At 45.2% G+C, this 18,317-nt stretch carries 16 protein-coding genes, 1 other RNA gene, 1 pseudogene and 1 riboswitch; of the genes and pseudogenes, 10 read left to right on the forward strand and 8 right to left on the reverse strand.

The genetic code is table 11. The features are described 5' to 3' along the window. Positions 1–33 precede the first annotated feature (33 nt). The 3 genes from C2756_RS03100 to lptF form a co-directional block, all read right to left on the reverse strand. The gene (locus C2756_RS03100; RefSeq protein ID WP_215296601.1) at positions 34–975 is read right to left on the reverse strand and encodes a CysB family HTH-type transcriptional regulator; all 942 of its coding nucleotides are present in this window, start codon (positions 973–975) and stop codon (positions 34–36) included. A gap of 63 nt (positions 976–1,038) precedes the next feature. Continuing rightward, entirely contained in the window at positions 1,039–2,193 is a 1,155-nt protein-coding gene (lptG, locus tag C2756_RS03105; protein ID WP_215319948.1) for an LPS export ABC transporter permease LptG, read from the reverse strand. After that, the gene (gene lptF, locus C2756_RS03110; RefSeq protein ID WP_215319950.1) at positions 2,190–3,305 is read right to left on the reverse strand and encodes an LPS export ABC transporter permease LptF; all 1,116 of its coding nucleotides are present in this window, start codon (positions 3,303–3,305) and stop codon (positions 2,190–2,192) included. The genes lptG and lptF overlap by 4 nt, the downstream gene beginning before the upstream one ends. Before the next feature lie 181 nt (positions 3,306–3,486). Here lptF and C2756_RS03115 point away from each other — a divergent pair, with 181 nt between their 5' ends. From C2756_RS03115 to C2756_RS03155, 9 genes are all read left to right on the forward strand, one after another. Then, positions 3,487–5,091, forward strand: a complete 1,605-nt coding sequence (locus C2756_RS03115) for a leucyl aminopeptidase (RefSeq protein ID WP_371817095.1) — start codon at positions 3,487–3,489, stop codon at positions 5,089–5,091. 14 nt (positions 5,092–5,105) lie between these two features. Beyond that, the gene (locus C2756_RS03120) at positions 5,106–5,570 is read left to right on the forward strand and encodes a DNA polymerase III subunit chi (RefSeq protein WP_215319954.1); all 465 of its coding nucleotides are present in this window, start codon (positions 5,106–5,108) and stop codon (positions 5,568–5,570) included. A 12-nt stretch (positions 5,571–5,582) separates the two neighbouring features. Then, positions 5,583–6,374, forward strand: coding sequence for a prolipoprotein diacylglyceryl transferase (gene lgt / locus C2756_RS03125; RefSeq protein ID WP_215319956.1), 792 nt, complete (start codon positions 5,583–5,585; stop codon positions 6,372–6,374). A 12-nt stretch (positions 6,375–6,386) separates the two neighbouring features. Beyond that, complete coding sequence (locus C2756_RS03130) at positions 6,387–7,292, forward strand: LysR substrate-binding domain-containing protein (RefSeq protein WP_215319958.1); 906 nt, start codon at positions 6,387–6,389, stop codon at positions 7,290–7,292. Positions 7,293–7,426: 134 nt separating this feature from the next. Beyond that, entirely contained in the window at positions 7,427–8,731 is a 1,305-nt protein-coding gene (locus C2756_RS03135) for a malonyl-CoA decarboxylase domain-containing protein (protein WP_215319960.1), read from the forward strand. Positions 8,732–8,889: 158 nt separating this feature from the next. Next, positions 8,890–9,963, forward strand: coding sequence for a TRAP transporter substrate-binding protein DctP (gene dctP, locus C2756_RS03140; protein WP_215319962.1), 1,074 nt, complete (start codon positions 8,890–8,892; stop codon positions 9,961–9,963). 2 nt (positions 9,964–9,965) lie between these two features. Further along, complete coding sequence (locus C2756_RS03145) at positions 9,966–10,472, forward strand: TRAP transporter small permease (protein WP_068948896.1); 507 nt, start codon at positions 9,966–9,968, stop codon at positions 10,470–10,472. Positions 10,473–10,474: 2 nt separating this feature from the next. After that, the gene (locus tag C2756_RS03150) at positions 10,475–11,833 is read left to right on the forward strand and encodes a TRAP transporter large permease (RefSeq protein ID WP_215319964.1); all 1,359 of its coding nucleotides are present in this window, start codon (positions 10,475–10,477) and stop codon (positions 11,831–11,833) included. Positions 11,834–11,868: 35 nt separating this feature from the next. Beyond that, positions 11,869–13,389, forward strand: a complete 1,521-nt coding sequence (locus C2756_RS03155) for a malonyl-CoA synthase (protein ID WP_215319966.1) — start codon at positions 11,869–11,871, stop codon at positions 13,387–13,389. Here C2756_RS03155 and C2756_RS03160 read toward each other — a convergent pair whose 3' ends face one another. From C2756_RS03160 to C2756_RS03180, 5 genes and pseudogenes are all read right to left on the reverse strand, one after another. Continuing rightward, the gene (locus C2756_RS03160) at positions 13,390–14,208 is read right to left on the reverse strand and encodes a sulfite exporter TauE/SafE family protein (RefSeq protein WP_215319968.1); all 819 of its coding nucleotides are present in this window, start codon (positions 14,206–14,208) and stop codon (positions 13,390–13,392) included. It abuts the gene before it with no gap. Further along, a non-coding RNA gene (ssrS, locus tag C2756_RS03165) (6S RNA) lies at positions 14,209–14,427 on the reverse strand. 99 nt (positions 14,428–14,526) lie between these two features. Then, positions 14,527–14,742 (reverse strand): annotated as a pseudogene (locus tag C2756_RS11185) (cell division protein ZapA); the annotation flags it as partial. After that, positions 14,723–14,995, reverse strand: a complete 273-nt coding sequence (locus tag C2756_RS03175) for a hypothetical protein (protein WP_215319970.1) — start codon at positions 14,993–14,995, stop codon at positions 14,723–14,725. The gene C2756_RS03175 and the pseudogene C2756_RS11185, both read right to left, overlap by 20 nt. Positions 14,996–15,104: 109 nt before the next feature. Further along, positions 15,105–17,126, reverse strand: a complete 2,022-nt coding sequence (locus tag C2756_RS03180; RefSeq protein WP_215319972.1) for a TonB-dependent siderophore receptor — start codon at positions 17,124–17,126, stop codon at positions 15,105–15,107. A gap of 140 nt (positions 17,127–17,266) precedes the next feature. Beyond that, a riboswitch (cobalamin riboswitch) is annotated at positions 17,267–17,483 on the reverse strand. A gap of 82 nt (positions 17,484–17,565) precedes the next feature. Here C2756_RS03180 and C2756_RS03185 point away from each other — a divergent pair. Continuing rightward, on the forward strand, positions 17,566–18,183 hold the full coding sequence (locus C2756_RS03185) for a Crp/Fnr family transcriptional regulator (RefSeq protein WP_215319974.1): 618 nt from the start codon (positions 17,566–17,568) through the stop codon (positions 18,181–18,183). Positions 18,184–18,317 lie beyond the last annotated feature (134 nt).

The following is an 18,317-nucleotide window of genomic DNA, read 5'->3' on the forward strand; positions in this document are numbered from 1 at the left end:
ACGGTCAATCAAGCCGTCAAATTTCTCCAAATACTATATTTCGTAAGTTTCGGCTTTCTCGCTCATTGCTTGCTCAACAATTTTCTTGGTGAGCGTGGGCGAGAAGAGTTCAATGAAGGTGTACACAAAAGATCTTAGGTATGCACCTTGTTTAACTCCAATGTGCGTGACGTTGTTGCCAAACAAATGACCTACGGGAATCACCTTGAGGTTGCGATCTCTTTCAGAGTCGTAGGCATGACCAGCAACAATGCCAATACCCATACCGGCTTCAACATAAGTTTTAATCACGTCAGCATCAATTGCTTCTAAGATGATGTCGGGTGTAATACTGCGTTGAGCAAAGGCCGCATCAATTTTGCTGCGGCCTGCAAATGCTTTGTCGTAAGTGATGATCGGATATTTCGCAATCTCTTCTAAAGTGACTGTTGCTTGATTTAGTAGCGGGTGACTCAATGGCACCATAACGACGTGCTGCCATTGGTAACCCGGTAGAGCGAGGACGCCAGGTGTATTGGCTATTCCTTCAGTAGCAATGGCGATATCAGCACGGTCATGACTTAGTAGCTCCGCAATCTGCCCAGGGCTACCTTGTTGAATACTGACGCGTACTTTTGGAAAGCGCTTAGTAAATTCAGTCAGCACTTTAGGGAGTGCATAACGAGCCTGGGTATGGGTGGTGGCAATCACAAAGTTGCCTTGGTCTTGACTGGCAAAATCCTCGCCAACTCGCTTTAGTGTTTCAACTTCATCGAGGATTCGTTCTACCGAGCTTAGAATACGCTTGCCAGGCTCAGTTAGTGAGCGAATACGCTTGCCGTGGCGACGAAAGATCTCCACACCCAATTCATCTTCTAGTTCGATGATGGCCTTCGATACGCCAGGCTGAGAAGTGAAGAGTGCTTTGGCAGCAGTGGTGAGATTGAAGTTTTGCCTAACCGCTTCGCGGACAAAACGAAATTGATGAAGGTTCATATAAGACTCCTATCTATATATCTACAAAGATATAGGAATCAAATTCTATATGAATTTTGGGTATTAGGCTTTAGAAACTGAGCGTAATGCCGCTAATGCTAATAGGAAGTAGAGCATTGGCGGAATGAGGGCTGTCAAAAAGGTTGGCCATGCGCTTAAGAGGCCGACATTTGAGAATAGGGAGTTAAATAGCTGAAAGCTCATGCCTAACATGATGCCGCCGAACACCTTGATGCCGACACTACCAGCCCTCACTTTTAAGTAAGCAAATGGAAGTGCTAAAGCAAGCATCACAAAAATCGTAAACGGATAAACCACTTTTTTCCAAAAGGCGATCGAATGCCTCTGCGTATCTTGTTTGTTTTCTTGTAAGTGGGTAATAAAGCGACCTAAGCTCACAATCGACATTTTTTCTGGACTGATTAACAGTACGCTCAAGATTTGTGGTGTGACCTCGGACTCTAAAGTCAAAATCGGATGGGTGAAAGTTTGTGCTGAAAAAACAGGATTTAGTGGATCGGTTTGTTTGGTTTCTTTGAAGCGTGTTTCGGTGACGTCATTTAAGACCCAAATACCTGACTCATCAAAGTGCCCAGAAGGGGCGCTACGAATTGATAGTAGGTTGTAGGTATCGTTGAATTCATACATCCGAATATCACGAATCTCATTATCTTTATCAACCTTGCCCACATTGACATAGCGAACGCCAGGGCGGACAGGGCCACTACCGTCTTCATCTCTCAGGCGATCTTTAACCCAGACTCCAGTCTTAAATTGTGAGGCATAGGTTGCACCCAAGGCCTTCATCCGAATTTGCTCTGACTTGTTTTCAGTGTAAGGGCCTGCCCACTCACTCATGATCAGCGTCAGAACGACCAGTGGTAAGGAGATTTTGGTGAGAGCGATTAGACCCCGTTTCACATCTAAGCCTGCAATACGTAAGATGGTGAATTCAGATTGACTGGCTAGCATCGCAAAAACATAAATACTGCCAATGAGGGCTGCAATTGGAATAATTTCCGAGATGCGACTTGGGGCTTTGAGTAATACGTGCAAAAGTGCGATTGGTAGTGTGTAGCCACCTTGTACCGAACCCAGTTCACTCAAAATATCAAAGAACAAAAATAAGGCAACCAAAGCAAACAAAATGAAGCCAAACGCCGCATAGATTTGCTTGGCTAAATAACGCTCATAGATAAGTGGAAAGAGCAGTTTCATTTCTTGGTAAGCGAGGTAGGCAATTGACGGCGCCACCATTTCACAGAAGGGTTGATGCGATTGCGAATTAACACTGTCGCAATTAAGAGCGCCAGCAGATGTATAGGCCAAATGCCAACGAACACACTGAACTTACCTTGAGATACAAAGTTTTGCGTGAGATTGAGTAGGTTGCTATAAATCAAATAAATGAGTACTGCATAGAACATAGCGGTGTAGTTACCCAAGCGTGGGTTGACATAAGCTAGTGGAATGGCAATTAGCACTAAGCCTAAGGCCATAAGGGGTAAACCAATGCGCCATAGTAATTCTGCTCGATTAGCATTCAATGCAGCTGGGTTCAGATCATTTAATAACTCTGTGACGGTTTTCTCACGATCCCGTGGTGCTGGCGCCAAGGTTTCCTTGCTTCTAATTTTGGTCGTGTAGTCATCAAACTCCAGGATCCTAAAGTCAGGCTGGGTAGGCTGTCCTTCGTAGCGGCGTCCGTTGTGCAGAACAATGGATTTCTCACCGCCTTCAGAGTTCTGAATGTATCCAGTAGAAGCTACAGCAATGCTCAGGCGACCATTTTTGTTGTCCGCCACAAAAATATTCTTCACTTCGCTTTTATCAACATCTAATTCTTCAATAAAGAAGACGCGTTCTGCTCTAGCGGATTCTTTAAATTGACCAGCGCTCACCATAGAGACATCATCACGCTGCTGAAAGCGTTGGCTGATTAGTGTGGTCTCGCGATTAGCCCAAGGCCATACAAAAAGTGCAAGTAGCGCAATGATGATGATCAGGGGTGTAGCAAATTGCAAAATAGGGCGAATGAGATTGCTAATGCTTAGGCCGCTTGCAAACCAAACAATCATTTCTGAATCTTTGTACCAACGCACTAGAACAATCAGGGTGGCTACAAAGAGCGAGACAGTGAGTAGCACTGCAAGATAACCTAGGGTAGCCAAAGCAATCAGAACAATGGCATCTTCGGGATTCACTGCGCCATTAGCCGCATACCCCAAGATTCGGATCACCAAGGTAGTAACCATGATGGTGACTAAGACTAAAAAGACTCCGCCTGTAGTAAAGCTTAGTTCGCGACGAAGGGCTTCTTTGAAAATCATGAATGGCTATAAATTGGCGGGAGTGGTTTTATGGGTATTAGGTGGTTTAAGGACTTATTTTGGTGCAGGAAAAATAGGTTAATCTCATGTCGGAGGATAATGGATAAACAACGTGAATTTGTATCTTTCACCCCAGAACCAACCTAAAACACTGTAATAGACGCCGCTATAGATTATGACAATTCAATTTAGTACCAAGATTTTCCCTCAGGCTGACCTACAGAGCGCAAAACAGCTCAAAACTAGTCTGAAAAGCCTGCTGACTCAAAATACCGATTGTCTCGTTTTGGGCTACTCCCAAGCAGACTTTGATGGAGTGGCTGCGAGCAAAACTGCAAAGTCTAAAGCTGGTCTTTTGGCAGAGCTGGATTTGCTCTTGGGGGGTGCTATCAGTCATGCCATGGTTCTGGGTGATTTGGATGGTAAGCAAGCGAGCATTTGTTTATTGCGCGCAGACAAGTCTTGGTCTGCTAATGCAGTAAAAGCCAAACGGGTTTTATTGCTCTGTATGGGCGATCTGCAATCAAGCACCGATCGCAGTTTGACTGCATACGCTAAGGTTGCACGCGCAGGATTGAAGGCGTTAAGCGGAGGCTCTATTGAAAACGCTTTGTGGTTTGCTCCAAGCTTCACCTTGTCTAAAGCAAGCGAAATGATCGCACAAGAGGTGCGACTAGCAGTTCAATATGCTGGTGATCAAGCTTATCGATTTGGCGTGCGTCAGCCGGCTATGAAATTCAAGGTCAAAGATAAGGCCGATGAATTTAAGCATTTAATCTTTGCCGGCAATGATGCTTGTGCAAAAGAGCTCAAGCTTGCAGTAGAGCAAGGCGGTGCCATCGTAGAAGGCATGCATCTCGCCAAAGACTTAGGTAATTTGCCGCCCAACATTTGTACGCCGACCTATTTAGGTAAGACTGCGCAAGGTTTGGCGAAGAAAACCAGCCTCAAGGTAGAGGTCCTGGGACTAAAGCAAATAGAGGCTTTGGGCATGGGTTCTTTTTTATCGGTAGCTAAAGGCTCTGATACTCCGCCACAATTTATTGTGATGCGTCATCAGGGTGGCAAAGTAGGAGAGGCTCCAGTCGTTTTGGTGGGCAAAGGAATTACCTTTGATACGGGCGGAATTTCTTTAAAGCCCGGCGAAGCTATGGATGAAATGAAGTACGACATGTGCGGCGCTGCTTCTGTGATTGGCACCATGTATTCAACAGCTCTAATGAAGCTCAAGAAAAATGTGATCGGCGTAATACCAACTTGTGAAAACATGCCATCAGGTCGCGCAACTCGCCCGGGCGATATTGTGAAGAGTATGTCTGGCCAGACAATTGAGATTCTTAATACCGATGCTGAAGGTCGCTTGATTTTGTGTGATGCACTGACGTATGTGGAGCGCTTTAAACCCAAAGCCGTTATTGACATTGCAACATTAACAGGTGCGTGTGTAATTGCTTTAGGCCATGTGCATAGCGGTTTGTTCTCGGATGATGAGAGTCTAGTAAATGCATTAACTAAAGCGGGCCAAGATTCATTGGATACCGTATGGCGCCTGCCTTTGGATGCTGCTTATCACGAGCAACTCAAATCAAACTTTGCTGATGTTGCCAATATCGGCGGACGCCCTGCGGGAAGTGTGACCGCCGCTTGTTTCCTCTCACGCTTTACTGAGAAATATAAGTGGGCCCACTTAGATATCGCTGGAACTGCTTGGAAGAGTGGTGCTGCCAAGGGTTCTACTGGCCGTCCAGTGCCCTTGTTGGTCAATTACTTGCTCGAGCAAAAGTAAGTCGGTAAACGTAGATGGCGCGCATCGATTTCCATAGCAATGTCAGCGACAAGCTAGAGTATGTTTGTCGTCTGACTCGAAAAATCTGGAGTGCTACTCAAGAAGGTCAGTCTGTTCGCAATATTGTGATCATTGGGGAAAAAGCCGATATCAAAAAGTTGGATGAGCTACTTTGGACTTTTAGTGGCACAGATTTTTTACCCCACTGCAATATCGAAGATGAAGCGGCCGCAGAGACGCCGATAGTGATGACGGATGACTTTGCATCGCCTGCATTACATTCAGTGCCCCATGCAGATGTCATGATTCACATTGGGATGCAGATGCCCCAAAATGTGCCTGCTTTGGTAGAGCGATTCCCTCGCATCGTTGAAGTGGTAACCGTAAATGAGGCAGAGCGTTTAGCAGGGCGAGAGCGCTTTAAGGCCTATCGTGATTTAGGTCATGAGTTACACAACTTTAATCAATCTAAAAGTTGATTTACATTTTTCATGTTGATCCATCCACAGTTTGATCCTGCTGCTATAAGAATTGGATCGTTCGCGATTCATTGGTATGGATTAATGTATTTAATGGCTTTTGCCCAATTTTTATTGCTAGGCCGCTTACGCATTCGCGCGCCTCGTTATCAGGCTTTGGGCTGGACCTATAAAGACCTAGAAGATTTATTATTTGCAGGGGTATTAGGCGTTGTACTTGGGGGTCGCCTGGGTTATACCCTGTTTTATATGCCCAGTTTTTATCTTTCACATCCTTTGAGCATTTTTAAGATCTGGGAAGGTGGCATGTCTTTTCATGGTGGTCTGCTTGGCGTACTAGTAGCTTTGTGGTGGTTTGCCAAAAAACGCAAGACTACTTTTTATGTAGTGAGTGATTTAGTGGCGCCATTGATTCCTTTTGGATTGGCGTTTGGGCGCCTAGGCAATTTTATTAATGGCGAACTTTGGGGGAGACCCACCGATCTACCGTGGGCCATGGTGTTCCCATTGGTAGACTCAATACCGCGTCACCCTTCTCAAATCTATCAATTATTGGGTGAGGGCGTGTTACTGGGTATCGTGCTTTGGATTTATGCTAGCAAGCCTCGTCGCATTGGACAAATTTCAGGACTGTTTTTATTGGGCTATGGAGTTTGTCGCTTCTTGGCTGAGTATGCTCGCGAGCCCGATGCATTTTTAGGACTTCTGGGTCTTGGTCTATCGATGGGTCAGTGGCTCTGCATTCCAATGATGATCTTCGGCTTTTATCTCATGCGCCGACATTCAGCATCTTCAATCTCTTAGAGAGTACCTCATATGCTCAATGATGAAGTGACGCTGAGAAAATTAGAAATACTCTGTTCTTTTGTGAGAACAGGCAGTTTAGTAAAGACTGCTGATGAGTTAAAGCTCAGCTCAGTCAGCATTCATAAGGCCTTGCATTCTCTTGAGGTCGGAATAGGTTGTCCGTTATTTATCAAGGAAGGTCGTCAACTCAAAGCCCTTCCTGCCGCAATCTATTTGGCAGAAGCTAGTGTCGATTTGCTAGATGACGTTGATCGTGTTCTCAAAAAAACCAGAGCCAAAGCAGGCGTTGAGAGTAGTCAAATTCGTTTGGGCTCAATGTATTCGCTTACCGCGAATATCATTCCTCGCATCATCATGGGCACCAAAATTCGTAGACCGGATTTGGATATCGATCTGTATTTAGGTTCAAACGAAGATTTGATGAAAAAGCTGACTGAGGGCAATATTGATGCGGTGGTAATCGCGGCGCCTACCAATCACTCTCTCGAGGGGATTGAAATGGTTCCCTTGTTCGAGGATCAATTATTTTTTGCTTCTTCTAAAAATAACAAGCCAAAAGAGAGCGATATTGATTTGTCCAAGTATGAGTCCGAGAAATTTCTCACTCTACAAGATGGTTTTGCAACTACCTCTGGCTTTTACGATGCCTTTCATTTGGCGGGGTTTATGCCTAATGTTGTGATGAAGGTTGGCGATATCTTCTCTTTGATGAATATGGTCTCTGGTGATATGGGCAGAACCTTGCTACCGGGTAGGGTAAGGGCGCTAATGGGGGATGCTATCGAATTCACCCCTTTATTGCCGAAATATCAGGTGACCCAGCGAATTGCCCTAATGTACCTCCAGGCTAATGAATCAAACCCCAATATTCTGGCTCTAGCGGCTGAAGCCCGCATGTTGCATCGCAAAAACTAAGCAATCATTTGCAAGCAATCCCTTAATCATTAACTAAAAGTTAATGAAAATGCAATTAACTTAATTGATTCTGGGGGCGGTCGGGAATACATTGAGCTATTGCCTTTATTTACCGATTGTTAAAAGAGACTTGAATGCTTGAAAAGTTAGCAAAAGCCCGATACTTCTCGCGCGTCACTGGCGCGGTAAACCGCCTGATTTCTGAGCGGGGCGAGTCTAATGCCGTCAGCATGGCTGACGATGTGATTAATAACTATCGCAAGCTAAGTAAAGACCAGCATTTAAAGTTTTTCACTTTCTTATTTGAAAAACTCAATCCAGATCCAGCGGCAGTCATGACTGCGGCGCAAAATTTTTCTGCAGAAGCAAGCGCACGTAATTACATTAAATTACAACGCGTTACCGAACCTCCAAGACAAGAATTATTCCGGCGCTTGAATCGCGCTACTAATGGTACAGCTGCTTTAGTTGGTATGCGTCGTGACCTATTGCAATTATTAGAAAAGCAGCCAGAACTCACTGCAGTTGATTTTGATTTACGCCATCTGCTTTCATCTTGGTTTAATCCGGGATTTTTGAAGATGCACCGAGTGGACTGGAAGTCTCCCGCTGAAGTATTAGAGAAACTCATCCAGCATGAAGCAGTACATGCGATCGATGGCTGGGACGATCTGCGTAGGCGCTTACAGCCTGATCGCCGTTGCTTTGCCTTCTTTCATCCGCAATTGCCAAATGAGCCTTTAATCTTTGTTGAAGTAGCTTTATTGCCTGAGATTCCATCGGTCATTACGCCTTTGGTAGACAAGAAAGCTGAGACCGTTCACCAAACTTCGCAATACAAAGTGGCAGCTTTTTACTCGATTAGTAACTGCGAGCCTGGCCTACGTGGTGTATCGATGGGCAACTTCTTAATTAAGCGTGTTGCTGAACAGTTGCATGCAGAGTTCCCTGGATTAAAAACCTTCGTAACCCTTTCCCCAATTCCTGGATTTATTGATTGGGTTGCTGCTGGCGCTGATATTGGCGGTGAAAAAACTGGCGTGCAATTAAAGCCAGCAATTCGTACGGCTCGTGAACAGGCCTTAGAGACGATTGGTTTGGCTAACCGCTCGTGGACTGAGCGGTTAGGCGCTGGCTGGCATCCTGATAACGCCACTGAAAAAGAAAAATCTGCATTACTTTGCTTAGCTAGTATTTATCTTGGCTTAGGCTCTGCAGGCAGAAACGGTAATCCAGTTGCAAAGTTCCATTTGGGTAATGGTGCCAAACTGCACCAAATTAACTGGGCCGGTGATTTATCACGTAAGGGTTTGCGTCAATCCGCATCCTTGATGGTTAACTATTTGTACGATCTCTCTGCTGTTGAGGAGAATCATGAGCGTTTTACACAGGGCGAAATCGATTATTCACGTGCAGTGGGTCGTTTAATGCAGCCTTAAGTAGATGTAAAAGCAGAATTTTGGAGCAGATGGTCTAAAGCAGGGTTCAAAGAGTATTCGCTTTAGAATGGTTAGCAAGGAAGTCGGGCGCCAAGACCCGATATACAAGCAGTAGTTGGAACAATAAATAGATAGAAATAATTAATCAGGAGAACAGCATGAGTAATGAATTCAATTCAGGATCGGGCGCATCCAAGCCAAACGTATTGCGTCGTCAATTGTTAGCGGGATCGGCAGCATTGCCATTAGCAGGTGTTATGGGCTACAGCCCCCTTGCCAGCGCACAAGGCGCTACTAAAACGCTCAATATTTCTCATCAGTTTCCTGGCGGCACTATTCAGGCGGGCGATTTCCGTGACCGTCTTTGTAGAAAGTTTGCTGAGTCAGTTGAAGCGCGTACAAAAGGTGCTTTGAAATTCCAGATTTATCCTGGTTCATCTCTCATGAAGACCAATGCGCAGTTCAGTGCAATGCGTAAGGGTGCCTTGGACATTTCCCTATTCCCAATGCCATATGCTGGCGGTGAAGTGCCTGAAGTGAATATTGGTTTGATGCCAGCTTTGGTAACAAGCTATGAGCAGGCTGCTAAATGGAAAACTGCTGAAGTTGGGCGTATGTTGACGAAAACCTTGGATGACAAGGGCATTGTGATTCTTAGTTGGGTATGGCAAGCCGGTGGAGTAGCGAGCAGAAGCAAGTCTATTGTGTTGCCTGACGATGTTAAGGGCATGAAGATTCGTGGCGGTAGCCGTGAATTTGACTTGATGCTTAAAGCAGCGGGTGCTTCAGTAATTTCATTGCCTTCTAATGAAATCTACGCAGCGATGCAAACGGGTGCTATGGATGCAGCTTACACATCATCCACAAGCTTTATGTCTTTTAAATTAGAAGAGTTGGCTAAAGCTTTTACAAGTGCTCGTCAAAAATCCTATTGGTTCATGCTTGAGCCTTTAATGATGTCTAAGCAAATCTTTGAAGCCCTACCAAAAGATCAGCGCGATGCCTTGATGGCGGCTGGAGCTGAGATGGAAAAATTTGGCCTAGAGCAGGCTAAAGATGATGATAAGACTGCAGCGCTTGCCTATGCACGAGCAGGTAGCAAGGTAACTGATATTGATGCAGCAATTGTGGATAAGTGGAGAGTAATCGCGCGCGATAGCGCATGGAAAGACTATGCTGAGAAGAGCGAGAGCTGTGCAGCCTTATTAAAAGCAGCTGAAAAAGTGACCTAAAGATGACTCAACTATTGCAAGCGACCGACCGCTTAATGTCGGGAATCAATAAGCTGATGGTGTTCTTGGGCTCCTTGGCTCTAGTCGCCGCTTCAGTAATTTTGAGCTATAGCGTTGCTTCACGTGCTTTCTTTGGCGCAACGACAGATTGGCAAGATGAGGCTGCAGTATTTTGCTTAGTAGGTGCAACATTTTTATGTGGCGCCTACGTTCAGCAAATTCGTGGTCACGTTGGCATCTCTGCTGTTTCTACAATGCTGCCTAAGTCGGTTAATCAACTCAGGATTTTGTTGATCGATATCGCCTCATGTGCTTTCTGCGCATTCTTTGCATGGAAGTCATGGACCTTGTTTCATGAAGCGTGGGTAGATGGTCAAGTGACCTCGTCTTCATGGGCGCCACCATTGTGGATTCCCTACAGCATGATGTCTATTGGTATGACGTTATTGGCATTTCAGATTTTGCTCCAAGCGTTTGGAGATGTTGTTAATCCAGGCAAAGGGGAATAAGCATGTCAATAATGACGCTAGGATTGTTATTTGCAGCAGTAACACTGCTGATTATGTTTTCAGGAATGCCAATTTCATTTGCGCTGGGCTCAGTTGCAGTGGTATTCATGGTGTTTTTCATGCCAACTTCTTCATTGGATACCGTTACACAAAACGTATACGAAGAGATGGCGAGTATTACCTTACTGTCGATCCCTCTTTTCATCTTAAAAGGGGCGGCGATTGGTCGTTCACGTGCTGGTCAGGATTTGTATGAAGCATTGCATGTATGGTTAGGCAAGGTTCCTGGTGGACTTGGTGTTGCTAACGTATTGGCTTGTGCTTTGTTTGCTGCGATGGCAGGCTCTAGCCCTGCAACCTGTTCTGCAATTGGTAGTGCGGGTATCCCAGAGATGCGTAAGCGTGGTTATTCGCCTGGTTTGGCGGCAGGCATTATTGCTGCTGGTGGAACGCTCGGTATTTTGTTGCCACCATCTATCACGATGATTTTGTATTCAGTAGCTGCTGAGCAGTCATTGGGTCGATTATTCCTCGCTGGCATTGGCCCAGGCCTCATGTTGGTTTTATTCTTTTCTATCTATACGGTGTATCGCTTCCGCAAGGAATACAACTTAGCATTGCATGCTGTAGAAAAGGGTGCGCCTAGCCAACCTATCCTTGAGCGACATACCTACACAATGCAGCAGAAGATGAGCTCATTGCCACGAGTATTGCCATTCTTAGTTTTGTTGATTGGTGTGATGGTGGCTCTTTATGGTGGTTATGCAACTCCATCTGAAACCGCTGGTCTTGGCGCAATCTTGGCATTTGTATTGATCGCCGGCATCTATAAGATGTGGCGTATCAAAGATTTATCACCATTGCTCAATGCGACGATCAAAGAATCAACCATGTTGATGTTCATCATTGGTATGTCTTTATTGTTTTCTAACGTGATGAGTCATCTGCACCTGAGTCAGTCAGCAGCACAAGCGATCGTGGATTTAGGTCTCGGTAGATGGGGGCTGTTAGCTGCAATCTTGGTTCTCGTGATCATCCTTGGTTTCTTCTTGCCGCCTGTCTCCATTATTTTGATGACTGCACCAATTTTCTTGCCACCATTACGTGCGGCAGGCTTTGACTTGGTATGGTTTGGCGTAGTGATGACGATTGTGATGGAAACTGGATTGATTCACCCTCCGGTGGGCTTGAATATCTTTGTGATTAAGAATATTGCTCCGGATATTTCCTTGAATGAAATTATCTATGGCGTACTCCCATTCGTTGTCATCATGATTCTCTCTGTAGTGTTGCTCTGCTTCGTACCGGAAATTGCTACAGGATTATCTGACCTAGTAATGGGTCCAGCGAAAGTACATTGAGCTAAACAAAAATCAGAATCGACTAGGACTACTTCATGAATTTGTATTCGGTATTGGAAAAAGGCTTTCCAAAAGACAAAAAAGCATGCGCTATCGAAACGCATGATGGCCTCTACTACTCTTGGAGCGATCTAGAGCGCGCAACGGCGAAGATGGCCAACTTACTCAAGAGCCTCAAATTACCTGCGGGCTCTCGTGTAGCCGTTCAGGTTGAGAAATCACCCGAGGCACTCTTTTTGTATTTGGCAACGATTCGTGCGGGTTATGTGTATTTGCCGCTCAATACTGCATACCAAGCTGCAGAGATGCAGTATTTCATTGAGAATGCTGAGCCTGCAGTAGTCGTTTGCAGTGGTAAGAACTTGCCATGGGTTTCCAAAGTTGCATCCAAGGCTGGCACTAAGCATGTGCTTACTCTTAATGAAGATCGTACTGGCACATTGTTAGAGCGTGCCGGCGGTTTGAGCGATACATTTAAGACAGTGGCTACCAAGGATGATGATTTGGCGGCGATCTTGTATACCTCTGGAACTACTGGACGTAGCAAGGGAGCTATGTTGACCCATAAGAACTTGTACAGCAATGCACAGGTCTTGCAGAAGTTTTGGGGATGGATCAAAGGTGATGTACTTTTACATGCGTTACCAATCTTCCACGTGCACGGCTTGTTTGTTGCTGCACACGGTGCTTTGATTAATGGTAGCAAGATGATTTGGTTGCCACGCTTAGATGTATCGCAATTAATTCATCATATGCCTAAGTCCACAGTGATGATGGGTGTTCCTACGTTCTATGTACGCCTGCTTGCCGATAAAGGTTTTACCAAGAAGGTAGCGCGTAATATGCGCCTCTTTATCTCTGGTTCTGCTCCATTGCTCACTGAGACTTTCAACAGTTTCAAACAAGTAATTGGCCAGCCAATTCTTGAGCGTTATGGCATGAGTGAAACAGTGATGCTGGTTTCCAACCCATACAAAGGGGCACGTGTAGGTGGATCTGTTGGTCTGCCTTTGCCTGGCGTCAAAGTACGTGTTGTTAATGAAGACAACAAGCCTTGTGGCGTGAATGAGATCGGTAGCATTCAAGTTAAGGGCCCTAACGTATTCAAGGGTTACTGGCGTATGCCTGAGAAAACCGCTGAAGAATTTACTAAAGACGGTTGGTTTAAGACGGGTGACGTTGGACGTTGGGGTGGCGATGCCAATGGCGGTAAAGCACCTAAAGAGTATTTATGTATCGTTGGTCGTAGCAAGGACTTGATTATTTCTGGTGGCTACAACGTTTATCCAAAAGAAATCGAGAGCTTTATTGATGATATGGATGGTGTTGATGAGAGTGCAGTGATTGGTATTCCACATCCTGACTTTGGCGAAGCGGTAATGGCCGTTGTTGTAGCTAAGGCTGGAGCAAAGTTAAATGCGGATGCAATGATTGCTACTCTGAAAACGCAAATTGCGAATTTCAAAATTCCAAAGCGTTTAGAGATTGTTTCTGACTTGCCACGTAATGCAATGGGTAAAGTGCAAAAGAATATTTTGCGTCAGCAATACGCGTAGTTAAAAGCCGAATGCCTTGCGGCTTTCATTAAACATGAAGGCTGCAAGGAAAAATAACATCACGCCAAAAACCCGCTTCAGCTGAGCAACATCAAGCTTTCTGGCTAGTTTAGCTCCGAAGGGTGCGGTAAAAATGCTGACCACCACAATGCATGCAACCGCAGGCAAGTAAACAAAGCCCATTGAGCCGGCGGGTAAATTAGGGTTGCCCCAACTACCGTACATGTAGCCAAGAGTAGCTGCGGCAGCAATTGGTAAGCCTAAGCCCGATGATGTCGCCATTGCTGTATGAGGCTTAACATTGCACCAAAGCATAAAAGGTACGGTAATAAATGCACCGCCTGCGCCAACTAGACTTGCTAGAGCTCCAGCAAATGTTCCAAAAGAAAAAAGACCTAGGGTTCCTGGTAATTCTCTACCAGATTTTGGTTTCTTATTGAGAAGCATCTGAATTGAGGTGTAAACAATAAAGACGGCAAAGAAGAGGGAGAGCCAAGAGGTCTTGAGCGCTTCGAATAGTTCACTACCACCAACTAAGCCACCAAAAACCATTCCAGGGCTCAGTGCTGCAACTAGCTTCCAATCAATTGAGCCGTGTTTATGATGCGCCCAAATTGCAGAAGAGGTAGTAAAGAGTATGGTGCACATGCCGGTGGCAATGGCCATATGCACAATCACTTCTTGACTAAAGCCTAAGTGATTAAAAACCAGAATCATAAATGGCACAAGAATCATGCCGCCACCAATACCAAGAAGTCCAGCAAGAAATCCAGAGATGCTCCCGCAGAGCATCAGCATTAAGATATCGCTTAGTAACATGAATTCCCCGCCTTAGCCGCTAGGCCGTCATCCTGAACCCTAAGGTTCAAGGTGGAACGGCTACTCTGCTTCGGGTGCATTAAGAGGCTCAGGGAGTGACCAAGTCTAAGTTGGCACTGTGAACTTTCGAAACGCTCACGCCCACAAGGTAAAGATCGTTCCGGATGCTTGCGCATCGGTTCAAGGAACTATTGGCCTTGGCGAACCAGGCAGGGAAAGGGATTGCATCAAAGTGTCTACCTGCTCTTCAAGCCCGCGAATTTCTGCTTGAAGACGCGCAACTTCATCAGAGCTCACATTAGAAGAAGAACTTTGTTGCACTTGATTCTTTTGTAAAGTAATTAAGTCGCCAGCAATTTTAAGTGCAGCCATCATGCTAGCTCGTTCAATACTGCGATTGCCACCACCAATGGCGAGTTGAATTTGTTCGTCAACCAATACACAGGCAGCACGAAGCAGCGGCTCGTGTTCAGCGCTGGTTGCTAATGTAATCTTTTGTCCAGCAAGAGTTACTTCAATGCGTTGTTGGCTCACTGTCGTCCTCTGAGTTGGTTGGTGGAATTGCTTCGCCAAGTAAGTTTAATTGACGACCATCGTTTTGTTCTGGCAAACGGCTCAAGATTCGTTGAACCCGTTTTTGTGCATCCTCAATCTTGCCCTCAAGTTGTACGCGACTCTGGTTGAGATTGCGCACGGCATCTTGAATTAAGGAGATCTTTTCGGACAGACGCTGAATGGATGCGCTAAGGGCACCAAGATTCGGGGGTGGGGAGGTTTGCTCACTCATAGGAGCATTGTAGCCTCGACTTAGAACGAAAGCTAAGCATTCTATTTTTGGGCTAATTGGTCTGGAGGGAGGGGGTGAAGCAACCCCTGCTTTGAAGTGTCTAGTACTTCTATCGATATGAGTAACTTACCCCAGCAAAGATATTTGATCCCATATTGTTGTAGCCATAGATGGTTTGATAATGGGAATTTGTCACATTATTCCAGCGAGCAAATACCTTCCAGTGGGGTTCAAATTCATAACTAGAGTAAAGACTTAGCAATGTATATGGATTGTTAGTTTGCACGTTTGTGCCTATGACTGTGTAATCGGGCGCATATTTAATTGAGTACTCATTAGTCTGGCCGCTATACGTAAGATTTGCTCCGAGGTTAATTTTGCCTTGCTTGTAGTCTGCAGCTAAATTGGCAGTATTTCTTGCGCGTCTTGGTAAAAATGAGCCAGAATTTTCATCAATTGCGTTTAGGTGATCAACTGAGCCTCTAAGTAAGAAGTTTCCTATGTAGGTTTGAGCTCCAGCACTAATGCCTTGAATTTTTGCTAGCCCAATATTAATTGGGTATCCATTTAGATTTGAGCCAGCTGTGTAGTACGGTTCAATGTAATTAGAAATATTATTTTGATAAATACTTAAACGTCCTGTAGTACTCCGCCCCTCATAGTTGACCCCCGCCTCAATACTGTGACTTGACTCAGGAGTTAGTGCAGGATTGGCGGTCCCTGGAGAGTACATGTCATTAAATGTCGGAACTCTATACCCTGTGCTGTAGTTAACGCTGGCGCGCCATTCTTTTGTGAAGAAATAACCATAGGCGGCCCCTCCAGTTACCTTGGAGTTAAATCCTGAAATTGAGTCATTTCTCAGGGATAGGGTTGCTAGATTATTCCCGCGTTTTAGCTCATATGATCCCGCTATAGAGTCTGTTGTTCTACTTTGATTTACAAGGCAGTTATCCACACATCCAGTTAACGCAGGGGTGTTTGTGACATAAACATACTGAGAACGGTGTTCTGCAAGAAGTTGCAACCTATCTTCACCAATCAAAATATTGTTTTGCCAAAGATAGTCGTATTCAGGCATATCAATTTTATCGTTAGCACTTGTAACTCCAATTGGGGGCCATATTGATTGTTGGCTATTAGAAACAGCGCTGATTTGTAAAACGCTTTGCCATATTTCGGTAATTTGATTTTTTGTGAAACCAGTGGCTGTGAAGAATTTATTAAATTGCTGGCCGACTAAGGGGTTGTATGGCCCTCCATAGGGGAGGTTTGGATCTAGCGAATCAATGGTGCTCCCAGGATATTGATTCTTATTGGAGCTTGCAAATATGCTAACGCCTAATTGTTGACCCTTTGACCACTCTTGTGAAATTTGTCCAGTTGCACCAAGTCGCGTGTATCCAGTTGCATTTGTAGCGTAGACGCATGAATTTTGCTTGCTTGGAGAGCAATTATTATTTGTGGCGAGCGTATTGAATCCAGATGAGTTCTCTTGGCTAAGGCCTATTGAATATTTAGTTTTATTCACATCATCAATTGATCCAGCGAGGCTAGCATTATTCATACTTGTGCCATATGTTCCATAGCCTGAAGATGCGGTAAATTGAGTTGGCCCACCACCGGTTTTGGTGAAAACCTGAATGACACCTCCAATTGCGTTTGAGCCGTACATCGTACCTTGTGCGCCGAATACGATTTCAATATGATCGATTAGCGATAAGGGAATGGAGTTAAGAATTCCGCCTCCCGAGGCAGAGTTATCGATTCGGACTCCATCAATTAACAACAGGCTTTGTGCGTTGCTTGTCCCCCTTAAGTTAACGCTGGATAGATTGCCATTGCCTCCATAGCTTGAAACTTGGATTCCTCTCTGTTGCTGTAGGAGGTCTGTTAGGCTTGTTTGAGCGGCTTGTGCAATCTCTTCCGGCCCAATGTAGACAAAGTCTGCCAGTACATCTTCGGCTTTAGTTGCAGATCTTGTGGCGGTAACAATAATTGGCTCAAGTGAGTTTGATGCTGTTGCTACTGAAACGCTTGAATTGTTTTGCGAAAATACTGTGCTGCTGAGTGTTATGAAACTTACACATAGAAGGGCGCTTAGATTTTTACTGCTGAACTGCTGCTTCATTGTTGACTTTCTGTTATCGATTGCCTAGCTCACTTCCCCGTAAGCTGGGTCGAACAGAATTTCTCGTGCAGGAGATTGGCGTCAATTTGGCGGCAGGGTTGGACCGAGCGCTGTCATCGGCGCGCGAAGGTCCCCGTCCGCGAAATTCCACCTGTCTTGGCCGGTATCCGGGCTAGTAAATCTCAGAATCTGGCCTTCCCATGCGATTGACGCGCACAGTGGCGTATTTCAGATTCCTGACCTCCAAAATGATTATTTCGGAGACATTTACTTACCGTTGCGGGGGCAGCACACGTTTAGTGTTTCCCGTTTAACTCTATTGCATTGCAACAAAGCACCACGACTGTTCAATTCTAGCCTACTTAGATGCTGGGTTAGGGTTTTTATCTAGTTATTGGGATAAAAAAGCCTACAATATGAGACCCAGGATGAAGGAATCATGACCGTATTAGATAAGCACCCCGAAAAAAACTTGATTCGGCTTCAGCTGAGGCAAAACTCAGTTCTCAAAAGCCTCAATGAAACTGTGATGGCCGAATTAGAGCGCCATTTACAGGTCTCTGATCTCAAAAAATCAGAAATACTCTTGCATCAAGGCGATCACCAGATGGAGCAGTATTTTGTTCTGGATGGCATTCTCAAGCGGATTGTTTCCAGTGCAGATGCTAAGGAAATGATTTTGCGTTTTGCGATTGAAAAAGATATTGAAACGAGCTATGCAGCATGGCGCCTAAAGACCGCAGCCCCCTACAGTATTGCCTGTGTAACCAAGGCTCGTGTGGCTCGGATGCCCCTTAAAAAGTGGGCTGAGTTTCTAGATGAACATAAGTCACTGAAGGAAAGTTTTGAATTTGAGGTCATGCGCTTGATGAGTGAGATCATGGCTCATACCATTACCTTGCATATGCTCGATGCCCCTGGCCGAGTAGAGCGCTTTTTACGCAAATATGAAGATCTCTTTGAGCTTCTCCCCAAAAAAGAGCTGGCCGCCTACCTGAATCTCTCCCCGGAGACTTTGAGTCGCCTCAAAACTAAGCATAAAGAGCTTTTTATATAAGCCTTCTGAAGCCTCACATCTCTTCGGATATTGAGGATTTAGGGGGAAATTGACCGAAGTCAATGATGAACCCCCGCCCCAAGCCTAATATTCACCTCAGCCTAAGCGGGGGCAATACCCGTGGTGCGATTAAT

This window comes from Polynucleobacter sp. UB-Siik-W21 (assembly GCF_018687415.1).
In the GTDB taxonomy this organism is placed as follows: Bacteria; Pseudomonadota; Gammaproteobacteria; order Burkholderiales; family Burkholderiaceae; genus Polynucleobacter.

Excerpts from the sequence above, each read along its gene's own strand:
- C2756_RS03100 (WP_215296601.1), bottom strand. The coding sequence starts at position 975 with ATGAACCTTCATCAATTTCGTTTTGTCCGCGAAGCGGTTAGGCAAAAC.
- lptG (WP_215319948.1), bottom strand. The coding sequence starts at position 2,193 with ATGAAACTGCTCTTTCCACTTATCTATGAGCGTTATTTAGCCAAGCAA.
- lptF (WP_215319950.1), bottom strand. The coding sequence starts at position 3,305 with ATGATTTTCAAAGAAGCCCTTCGTCGCGAACTAAGCTTTACTACAGGC.
- C2756_RS03120 (WP_215319954.1), top strand. The coding sequence starts at position 5,106 with ATGGCGCGCATCGATTTCCATAGCAATGTCAGCGACAAGCTAGAGTAT.
- lgt (WP_215319956.1), top strand. The coding sequence starts at position 5,583 with ATGTTGATCCATCCACAGTTTGATCCTGCTGCTATAAGAATTGGATCG.
- C2756_RS03130 (WP_215319958.1), top strand. The coding sequence starts at position 6,387 with ATGCTCAATGATGAAGTGACGCTGAGAAAATTAGAAATACTCTGTTCT.
- C2756_RS03135 (WP_215319960.1), top strand. The coding sequence starts at position 7,427 with ATGCTTGAAAAGTTAGCAAAAGCCCGATACTTCTCGCGCGTCACTGGC.
- dctP (WP_215319962.1), top strand. The coding sequence starts at position 8,890 with ATGAGTAATGAATTCAATTCAGGATCGGGCGCATCCAAGCCAAACGTA.
- C2756_RS03145 (WP_068948896.1), top strand. The coding sequence starts at position 9,966 with ATGACTCAACTATTGCAAGCGACCGACCGCTTAATGTCGGGAATCAAT.
- C2756_RS03150 (WP_215319964.1), top strand. The coding sequence starts at position 10,475 with ATGTCAATAATGACGCTAGGATTGTTATTTGCAGCAGTAACACTGCTG.
- C2756_RS03155 (WP_215319966.1), top strand. The coding sequence starts at position 11,869 with ATGAATTTGTATTCGGTATTGGAAAAAGGCTTTCCAAAAGACAAAAAA.
- C2756_RS03160 (WP_215319968.1), bottom strand. The coding sequence starts at position 14,208 with ATGTTACTAAGCGATATCTTAATGCTGATGCTCTGCGGGAGCATCTCT.
- C2756_RS03175 (WP_215319970.1), bottom strand. The coding sequence starts at position 14,995 with ATGAGTGAGCAAACCTCCCCACCCCCGAATCTTGGTGCCCTTAGCGCA.
- C2756_RS03180 (WP_215319972.1), bottom strand. The coding sequence starts at position 17,126 with ATGAAGCAGCAGTTCAGCAGTAAAAATCTAAGCGCCCTTCTATGTGTA.
- C2756_RS03185 (WP_215319974.1), top strand. The coding sequence starts at position 17,566 with ATGACCGTATTAGATAAGCACCCCGAAAAAAACTTGATTCGGCTTCAG.